9 protein-coding genes are annotated in these 8,506 nt (G+C 68.4%); 1 reads left to right on the plus strand and 8 read right to left on the minus strand.

The window, feature by feature from the left end; translation table 11 throughout:
• Positions 1 to 48: 48 nt before the first annotated feature.
• Complete coding sequence (locus WDU99_RS08020) at positions 49 to 363, plus strand: response regulator (RefSeq protein ID WP_337331925.1); 315 nt, start codon at positions 49 to 51, stop codon at positions 361 to 363.
• 3 nt (positions 364 to 366) lie between these two features.
• Here the strand turns inward: WDU99_RS08020 and WDU99_RS08025 are convergent, their stop codons facing one another.
• The 8 genes from WDU99_RS08025 to WDU99_RS08060 form a co-directional block, all read right to left on the minus strand.
• Entirely contained in the window at positions 367 to 1,755 is a 1,389-nt protein-coding gene (locus WDU99_RS08025) for a sugar nucleotide-binding protein (RefSeq protein ID WP_337331926.1), read from the minus strand.
• Complete coding sequence (locus WDU99_RS08030) at positions 1,755 to 1,970, minus strand: hypothetical protein (RefSeq protein ID WP_337331927.1); 216 nt, start codon at positions 1,968 to 1,970, stop codon at positions 1,755 to 1,757. The genes WDU99_RS08025 and WDU99_RS08030 overlap by 1 nt, the downstream gene beginning before the upstream one ends.
• Before the next feature lie 5 nt (positions 1,971 to 1,975).
• Positions 1,976 to 2,971, minus strand: a complete 996-nt coding sequence (gene rfbB, locus WDU99_RS08035) for a dTDP-glucose 4,6-dehydratase (protein ID WP_337331928.1) — start codon at positions 2,969 to 2,971, stop codon at positions 1,976 to 1,978.
• A 29-nt stretch (positions 2,972 to 3,000) separates the two neighbouring features.
• Entirely contained in the window at positions 3,001 to 3,237 is a 237-nt protein-coding gene (locus WDU99_RS08040; protein ID WP_337331929.1) for a hypothetical protein, read from the minus strand.
• A 124-nt stretch (positions 3,238 to 3,361) separates the two neighbouring features.
• On the minus strand, positions 3,362 to 4,234 hold the full coding sequence (rfbA, locus tag WDU99_RS08045) for a glucose-1-phosphate thymidylyltransferase RfbA (RefSeq protein ID WP_337331930.1): 873 nt from the start codon (positions 4,232 to 4,234) through the stop codon (positions 3,362 to 3,364).
• A gap of 39 nt (positions 4,235 to 4,273) precedes the next feature.
• Positions 4,274 to 5,380 carry a glycosyltransferase gene (locus WDU99_RS08050; RefSeq protein ID WP_337331931.1) on the minus strand — a complete coding sequence of 369 codons (1,107 nt, stop codon included), beginning with the start codon at positions 5,378 to 5,380 and terminating at the stop codon, positions 4,274 to 4,276.
• Positions 5,380 to 6,690, minus strand: a complete 1,311-nt coding sequence (locus WDU99_RS08055) for a UDP-glucose dehydrogenase family protein (RefSeq protein WP_337331932.1) — start codon at positions 6,688 to 6,690, stop codon at positions 5,380 to 5,382. The genes WDU99_RS08050 and WDU99_RS08055 overlap by 1 nt, the downstream gene beginning before the upstream one ends.
• A gap of 108 nt (positions 6,691 to 6,798) precedes the next feature.
• Positions 6,799 to 8,361: a sugar transferase gene (locus WDU99_RS08060; RefSeq protein ID WP_337331933.1), complete on the minus strand. Its 1,563-nt coding sequence runs from the start codon at positions 8,359 to 8,361 to the stop codon at positions 6,799 to 6,801.
• Positions 8,362 to 8,506 lie beyond the last annotated feature (145 nt).

Consider the following 8,506-nt stretch of genomic DNA (forward strand, 5'->3'; position numbering starts at 1 on the left):
CGTTGGATTCGCCTCCGGATCGGGTGAATCCTCAGGCACAATGGAGGTATGTACATGTCCGCCGAAACGATCACGATCCTTATCGGAATCGCATCGCTGCTGCTTGCCCTTGCCGGTGGCTTCGGCTGGATGGTTCACCGCATGGACCGCATCGGTGGCGAACTCAACGGGCGTATGGACCGCATGGGTGCCGAAGTCAACGGGCGCATGGATCGCCTGGGCGCAGAACTCAACGGGCGCATGGACCGCATGAGCGCGGATCTCGGCGCGCGCATGGACCGCATGAGTGATGAGCTTGTCGAGGTGAAGATCGCGATCGCCCGCGTCGAAGGACCGCCGCGACACCTGCTGACCGGCCGCTGAGCGTCAGCGCAGGTACTCGGTGAGGCGGCTTGCGCTGTCTGCGGGCACGAAGCCGGTCGCCTCGATCTTGCGGAGGTCGAGGACGCTGTTGCGGGGGCGCGGGGCGATCGGGCCGGTGGCGTCGGCGTAGTACTCCTCGGTGCTGACCGGGCTCACGCGTGCCGGGTCGTGGCCGGTGAGGCGGTAGACGTCGCGGGCGACGTCGGCCCAGGTGGTCGGCTCGCCGCCGCCGGTGAGGTTGTAGGTTCCGTACTCGGCTCCGGTATCGAGCAGGTGTCGGATGCCCCGGGCGATGTCGTCGGCGAACGTGAGCCGGCCCGTCTGGTCGTCCACGACCTTCGGGTCGATGCCGCGCTCGGCCAGTGACGCCATGGTGCGCACGAAGTTCGACCCGTCGCCGATCACCCACGAGGTGCGCACGATGTAGTGCCGGGGTGCGATGGCTGCGGCGAGGTCGCCGGCGGCCTTGCTCTGACCGTAGACGCCCAGGGGCGTGAACGCCGCGTCCTCGCCGTACGCGCCCGCGGCGCTGCCATCGAAGACGTAGTCGGTTGAGACATGCACGAGGGTGAGTGCGAACTCGGTCGCAATCGCGGCGAGGCGGGCGGATGCTGCCGCGTTGACCTGCCAGGCGGCGGCGCGACCCTCGGCGGTCTCGGCGCGGTCGACGCCGGTGTAGGCGGCGGCATTGATGATCGTCCCGTAGTCGCGCCACCGGCGGGCGGTGCGCAGCCCCGGATCGGTGAGGTCCAGCTGCTCGCGGCCTGCGTACTCGATGTGCGCGGCGTCGCCGAACTCTGCCCGCAGTGCCCGGCCGACTTGGCCGTCGGCGCCGGTGATCAGGATCTTGCGCGGCGCGATCGGGGTGACGGCACCCAGCCGCGGGTGATTCTTGTCCTTGGCTGAGATCTCGACCTGGTCGAGGGGGATCGGCCAGTCGATGGCGGCGGTCTCATCGGCGAGGTTGAGGAAGGCGTAATCGGTGTTCTCGGCCGACCAGTGGTCGTTCACCAGGTACGTGTACGCGGTGCCGGGCTCGAGAGTCTGGTAGGCATTGCCGACCCCGCGCGGCACGAAGATCGCCCGTGATGGGTCGAGCTCGGTGGTGAACACGGCACCGAAGGTGGGGCCTTCGCGCAGGTCGACCCAGGCCCCGAAGATGCGGCCGGTGGCGAGCGAGACGAACTTGTCCCAGGGCTCGGCATGGATGCCGCGGGTGGTGCCGACCGCGTCGTTGAACGAGATGTTGTTCTGCACGGGTCCGAAGTCGGGCAGCCCGGCGGCGATCATCTTCTCGCGCTGCCAGTTCTCTTTGAACCAGCCGCGGTTGTCGCCGTGCAGGGACAGGTCGACCAGCACCAGCCCAGGAATCGTCGTCTCGGTGACCACCATCAGCGGCCCGTCCTTTCCCGGTCGTTGAGCGAGCGCAGCGAGACGAAACGCGCCGGTCTGGTCGCCCCCTCCCGGTCGTTGAGCGAGCGCAGCGAGACGAAACGCGCGGGTCTGGTTGCCCCCATCCGGTCGTTGAGCGAGCGCAGCGAGACGAAACGCGTTCGCCGGGTTGCCCTCATCCGGTCGTTGAGCGAGCGCAGCGAGACGAAACGCATCGGCATCATTGCCCCCGCTCCGCATAGAACGCCTCGGTCGCGCCCTTCGCCGGCGCCCACCAGCTCTCATTCTCGCGGTACCAGTCGATGGTCACCGCAAGCCCCGCCTCGAAGTCGCCGTACTGTGGCGTCCAGCCGAGCTCGTCGCGCAACTTGGACGAGTCGATCGCGTAGCGCAGGTCGTGCCCAGCCCGGTCGGTCACGTGATCGTATGCATCTGCCGGCTGACCCATCTGCGTGAGGATCAGCTCGATCACGCTCTTGTTGTCCTTCTCACCGTCCGCGCCGATCAGGTACGTATCGCCGATGCGGCCACGGTTGAGCACCGCCAGCACGGCCGAGGAGTGGTCGTCGGCGTGGATCCAGTCGCGCACGTTGTGTCCGGCTCCGTACAGCTTGGGTCGGATGCCACGGAGCACGTTCGTGATCTGGCGGGGGATGAACTTCTCGACGTGCTGGTACGGGCCGTAGTTGTTCGAGCAGTTCGAGATCGTCGCCCGTACCCCGAAGGAGCGCACCCACGCCCGCACCAGCAGATCGGATGCCGCTTTCGTCGACGAATACGGTGACGACGGGTTGTACGGGGTGGTGTCGGTGAACCGCGCCGGGTCATCCAGCTCAAGGTCGCCGTAGACCTCGTCGGTGGAGATGTGATGGAACCGCACGTCGTGGCGGCGCACCGCTTCGAGCAGCGTGTACGTGCCGACGATGTTGGTGTCGAGGAACGGTCGCGGGTCGGCCAGCGAGTTGTCGTTGTGCGACTCGGCGGCGTAGTGCACGACAGCATCCGCCCCTGCGATCAACCCGTCCACCAACTCGGCATCCGCGATGTCACCGTGCACGAACGCCACACGGTCGTCGGGCAGCCCCGCCAGCGACGCACGATTGCCCGCGTACGTCAGTTTGTCGAGCACGGTGACGTGGTGTTCGGTGTGCGCCACGACGTGGTGCACGAAGTTCGAACCGATGAACCCGGCTCCGCCGGTCACGAGCAGCTTCACACAGTCATCGTTCCACAGTGGGCCGATGATCAGCGCACCGGCAGCAGATGCCGGGGCGGACCCTCCAGACGTGCGACCGCGATCTTGACCTCGGTGACCTCACCGGCGAGAGCGTCGATGCGTGCCCCGAGTTTGTCTTCGAGAGCATCGACCTTGTTCTCGACTCGATCGATTCGACGCACCATCCATGCCGCGAGTGCCAACATGCCGATGCCGAGCGTGATGAAACTGCTGAGTGTGGCAATGATGTCGGCGGACACGTACATACCTCACATTCTGCCTCGAGCGAGGCTGCGCTTCCACCGAACGCAGCGGCCACAGCAGACACCTGATCCGACGATGCCGGCGAATGTGGATAACCGGGGTGACCTGCACCGATGTGCAGAACTGTCAGTTCCGGCCGCGCTCCAGCAGCTCCAGCAGATACGAGCCGTACCCCGACTTCACGAGCCCCTCCGCACGCTCCCGCAGCTGCTCATCGGTCAGGAACCCCTGCCGCCACGCGACCTCCTCCGGGGCGCCGATCTTCATGCCCGTGCGCCGCTCGATCGTGCGCACGTAGTCGGCGGCATCGGTCATCTGGTCGAACGTGCCGGTGTCGAGCCAGGCCGTCCCGCGCGGCAGCACCTCGACCTGCAGCTTGCCGCGTCGCAGATACTCGCGGTTCACATCGGTGATCTCGTACTCCCCCCGCGCCGACGGTGACAGCCCTCGCGCGATCTCCACCACGTCGTTGTCGTAGAAGTACAGTCCGGGCACCGCGTAGTTGCTCTTGGGCGCGGCCGGCTTCTCTTCCAGCGACACCGCACGCCCATCGCCGTCGAACTCGACCACCCCGTACGCCGAGGGCTCGGCAACCCAGTAAGCGAACACCGCCCCGCCGTCGACATCGCGGAACCGCGCCAGCTGAGTGCCGAGACCGGGCCCGTAGAGCAGGTTGTCGCCCAGCACCAGCGCCACACTGTCATCGCCGATGAAGTCGGCGCCGATCGTGAACGCCTGTGCGAGCCCGTCGGGCGAGGGCTGCTGTGCGAACGACAGGCGGATGCCGAACTGCGACCCATCCCCCAGCAGTCGCTCGAAGTGCGCCGCGTCGTGCGGGGTGGTGATCACCAGGATGTCGTCGATGCCCGCCAGCATCAGCGTCGACAGCGGGTAGTAGACCATCGGCTTGTCGTACACCGGCACGAGCTGCTTCGAGACGCCGAGCGTGACCGGATGCAGGCGCGTCCCCGAGCCGCCGGCGAGAATGATCCCCTTCATGTGTTCATCGTGCCACGGACCGCAGACGCCTAAGAATCGTCACGCGTCGCCGACGAAGGCGCGGATCTTCTCGGCGAAGATCGCCTCGCTGAACCCGGCGGTCGCCGCCGCCGCGTCGAACGCCGGGAGCGCGATGGCGGCGGTGATGGCGGATGCCAGATCGCCGGGGTCCGTCGAGGATGCCACTACGCCGCTGACGCCGGCCGTGAACGTTTCGAGCTGTCCTCCGAGCGGGCCGGTCACCACCGGGGTGCCTACCGCCTGTGCCTCGACGGGAACGATGCCGAAGTCCTCGATGGCGGGAAACACGAACACCGCCGCGCGCTGCATGAGCGTGTACAGCAGGGCATCCGACGGGAAGATCACGAAGGTGACCGGCACCGCGGCCCCCGCTGCCAGGGCGCGCAGACGCGACTCGTCGGGGCCGCTGCCGGCGATCACGACCGGCAGCCCGGTGCGTTCGCCGGCCTGGATCACCAGGTCGAGGCGCTTGTAGGGCGTGAAGCGCGAGACGCCGAGCACGAAGGTGTCGGGCAGAGCATCGCGCACGCGCTGCTCTGCGTCGTCCGTCACCGCCGCGCTCCAGTCGCCCTGCGCGAGCAGTCGGTCGACGGCCACCGGGGGGTGGATGACGGTCGCGTCACGATCCCACGCGTGGCGCACGCGGTCGCGAACGAAACGGCTGTTCGCGGCGATCGCCACGGGCTCCTTCGCACGCGCTCGGTCGAGGCGCCGGAACAGCGGTGCCGCAGCGCGCACGGCCGGATGATCGCCGCGCTCATCGAGCTCGGGTGCCCAGATGTACCGCGCCGGGGTGTGCGCGTAGATGAACTTCGGCACGTCACGGCGGGGGAGTCGCGCGTGATGGGCGAAGACGTACGAGCTGATCAGCATCCAGTCGTACGCTCGTCCGGTGCGCAGGGTGCGCCAGGTCGCCGGCATGAGCGGCAGCGCCAGCGCCTTGCGCCCTCGCAGCGGAGTGCGGGCCAGCCAGCTCTCGTGCACGGCGTGCCCTGGAAACCGCCCCGGCGCGTCATTCCACAGGCAGAGCAGATCGGCGTTCGGAAAGGTGTGCGCCATCGCGTCGAGCACACGCTCGGCGCCGCCGGACTGTTCGATCCATTCCTGAATGAGCAGCCCTGCCACTACGGTCGTCCCATGCCGAAGTAGGTCCACCCGGCGGCGCGCCACGCGGCCGAGTCGTACGCGTTGCGGCCATCGACCACGACTCGTCCCCGGGTGAGTGAGGCGGCGTGCTCGGGTGAGAGCTCGCGGCGGTACTCATCCCATTCGGTCACCAGCAGCACGGCATCCGCGTCGCGCAGGGCGGTGTCGCGGTCGGCGACGTAGGTGAGTTGTGGATGCATCCGGCGCGCGTTCTGCAGTGCCTGCGGGTCGGTGACGACCACTTCGGCGCCCAGGCCGTGCAGGCGCACGGCGGCGTCGAGGGCGGGTGAGTCGCGCACGTCGTCGCTGTGCGGTTTGAACGCGGCGCCGAGGATGGTGACCTTCTTGCCGTGCACGCTGCCGCCGAGCCCGTCGACGACCAGTTGCACGGCGCGGTCACGGCGGCGCAGGTTGATCGCGTCGACCTCGCGCAGAAAGTTCACCGATTCGCCGCGGCCGAGCTCTTCGGCACGTGCGGCGAACGCACGGATGTCCTTCGGCAGGCATCCGCCGCCGAAGCCGATACCCGATCCGAGAAATGGCCGCCCGATGCGCTTGTCGTGTCCGATCGCCTCGGCCAGCAGGGTGACGTCGGCGCCGGTCACCTCGGCGATCTCGGCCATCGCGTTGATGAACGAGATCTTGGTGGCGAGAAACGCGTTGGCCGAGACCTTGACGAGTTCGGCGGTGGCGTAGTCGGTGACGATGAACGGGGTGGCCTTGGCGACCGCCGGGTGGAACACCTGACGCAGCATGTCGGCGGCGCGTTCGCCATCGGGTCCGCCGGGAACGCCCACGACGAGCCGGTCGGGGTCGATGGTGTCCTTCACCGCCCATCCCTCGCGCAGGAACTCGGGGTTCCACACGAGCGTCGCACCGGTGGTCGCCACGCGCTCGGCGAGTACCGCTGCCGTACCGACCGGCACGGTCGACTTGCCGGCCACGACGTCGCCCGGCCTAAGGTGCGGCAGCAGAGACTCGAAGGCCGTGTTCACGTCGGTGAGGTCGGCGGCGTGTCCGCTCTGCTGCTGCGGCGTGCCGACGCCGACGAAATGCACGCTCGCCCCGGCGGCCCGCGAGATGTCGGTCGTGAAGGCAAGGGCGCCTGACTCGACGCCCGCCCGCAGCAGCTCGGGCAGTCCCGGTTCGAAGAAGGGCGCCTCGGCGCGGGAGAGCGCGTCGACCCGCTGCGGGTCTATGTCGATGCCGATCACCTCGTGGCCGATCGATGCCATCGCGGCGGCGTGCACCGCCCCCAGGTACCCGCACCCGATGACGGACAGCTTCATGCGAGGTTCCCCCTCATGTCGATGTGACCGCGCTCGTGCCGGACTTGCCGCAGCGCTGGCGGTCACCCGCTCATCGTATCGGCCCGACCGGCCACTGCTGCGAGCGGGTCAGTACGCCCCTCGGCGCTCGGCGACGGCGCGTATGGTGCGCCAGATGATCACCATGTCGCCGGTCAGCGACCAGTTCTCGACGTAGTACAGGTCGAGGCGCAGGCTCTCTTCCCATGACAGGTCGGAGCGTCCGCTGACCTGCCACAGCCCGGTGATGCCCGGCTTGACGAGCAGACGCCGTTCGGCCCAGCTCTCGTAGTCGCTGACCTCGCTCAGCAGCGGCGGGCGCGGGCCGACCAGCGACATGTCGCCGCGGATCACGTTGATCAGCTGGGGCAGCTCGTCGAGGCTGAGCCGGCGCAGTACGCGCCCGATCGGTGTCACGCGGGGGTCATCGCGCATCTTGAACAGCACGCCGTTGCCGTCGGTGTGCGCCAGCAGTTCGGGCAGGCGGGCTTCGGCATCGGTCACCATCGACCGGAACTTGAGCATGGTGAACGTTCGGCCGTCGAGGCCGACGCGCTGCTGACGGAACAGCGCGGGCCCGCCGTCGGCGCGCACGCGCAGGGCGATGAACAGCAGCAGTGGACTGAGAACGATCAGACCCAGACCCGAGGCGATGATGTCGAACGCGCGCTTGGTGATGTAGCGCGAGCCGGTGAACTCGGGGGAGTCGACGTGCAGCAGCGAGAGGCCGGCGACCGGGCGCGCGTGCAGGCGGGGTCCGGCGACATCGGTCAGCGCGGCTGCGAGCACCAGCTCGATGCCGTGCGACTGCAGATCCCAGCCGAACTGGCGCAGCCTGGCCGGCGAGATCAGGTCGGATCCGCTGTAGACGACGGTGTCGGCGCCCGAGCGCTCGACCGCGGCGACGATGTCATCGAGTCCGCCGATCAGCGGCACACCGGGCAGCAGCTCGTCATCGGCGCGGTCGGTGATCGCGCCCGAGACCACGATCCCGGCGGCGCGGTCGCGGCCGAGTTCGCCGGCGACGTGCTGGGCGTTGCCGTGCTCGCCGACGACGATCGCGTGGGCGAGATAGCGGCCGTGCGCGCGCTGTCTGCCGAGCCATTGGCGCCACACCCAGCGGCTGACGACCAGGGCGACGAGCCCGGCCGGCAGGGCCAGCAGCAGGTAGCCGCGAGCGAGGTCGACGCGCAGCAGGAAGGCTGCGATCGCGAACAGGCCGAACATGCGCAGGCTGGCATCGACGACCCGGCGGTACTCGTCCCAGCCGCTGGCGACGCGCTGCACCGAGCGCGTGCCGAGCAGCTTCAGCGTCGTGAGCCAGGCGATGATGACGATCGCCGAGACGAACGTGTAGGCGAGGTTGAAGCCGTCGCCCGAGACTCCGGGGATGTGCAGCCCGGCGGGCTCGCCGAAGCGCAGCTGCTGCGCGCCGAACACGGCGGCGATGACGATGACAGTGTCGGTGAAGGCCAGGCGGCGGCCGTATGTGCGCTGCCAGCTGATCGCGGATGCTGTCGCCGGCGCGCTGTGGCGCATCCGCGCCTGAACCGGACGCACGTCAACCGCACGCACGTCAACCGGACGCGCGTCGAACGACGGCGTGGCAATGCGCGGTTTACCGCGCAGAGCGAAGTCCCCAGAAAAAACCACGACCCCTCCCCAGAGGATCCGTAATGCACACACGTCTCTGCCCCAGCAGAGATGAACCTCGATGTTCGAGTCATCGAGCGCGGATCCCGCCCCAAACGGGATCTTCGGCTGAGTCTAACCCCTCGGCATTCGATGTGGTAGATGC

Origin of the sequence: Microbacterium bandirmense (assembly GCF_037204185.1) — a bacterium.
In the GTDB taxonomy this organism is placed as follows: domain Bacteria; phylum Actinomycetota; class Actinomycetes; order Actinomycetales; family Microbacteriaceae; genus Microbacterium; species Microbacterium bandirmense.

What these genes read in the sequence shown, in the direction of transcription:
- WDU99_RS08020 (WP_337331925.1), top strand. Translation starts at nt 49, where the DNA reads ATGTACATGTCCGCCGAAACGATCACGATCCTTATCGGAATCGCATCG.
- WDU99_RS08025 (WP_337331926.1), bottom strand. Translation starts at nt 1,755, where the DNA reads ATGGTGGTCACCGAGACGACGATTCCTGGGCTGGTGCTGGTCGACCTG.
- WDU99_RS08030 (WP_337331927.1), bottom strand. Translation starts at nt 1,970, where the DNA reads ATGCGTTTCGTCTCGCTGCGCTCGCTCAACGACCGGATGAGGGCAACC.
- WDU99_RS08040 (WP_337331929.1), bottom strand. Translation starts at nt 3,237, where the DNA reads ATGTACGTGTCCGCCGACATCATTGCCACACTCAGCAGTTTCATCACG.
- rfbA (WP_337331930.1), bottom strand. Translation starts at nt 4,234, where the DNA reads ATGAAGGGGATCATTCTCGCCGGCGGCTCGGGGACGCGCCTGCATCCG.
- WDU99_RS08055 (WP_337331932.1), bottom strand. Translation starts at nt 6,690, where the DNA reads ATGAAGCTGTCCGTCATCGGGTGCGGGTACCTGGGGGCGGTGCACGCC.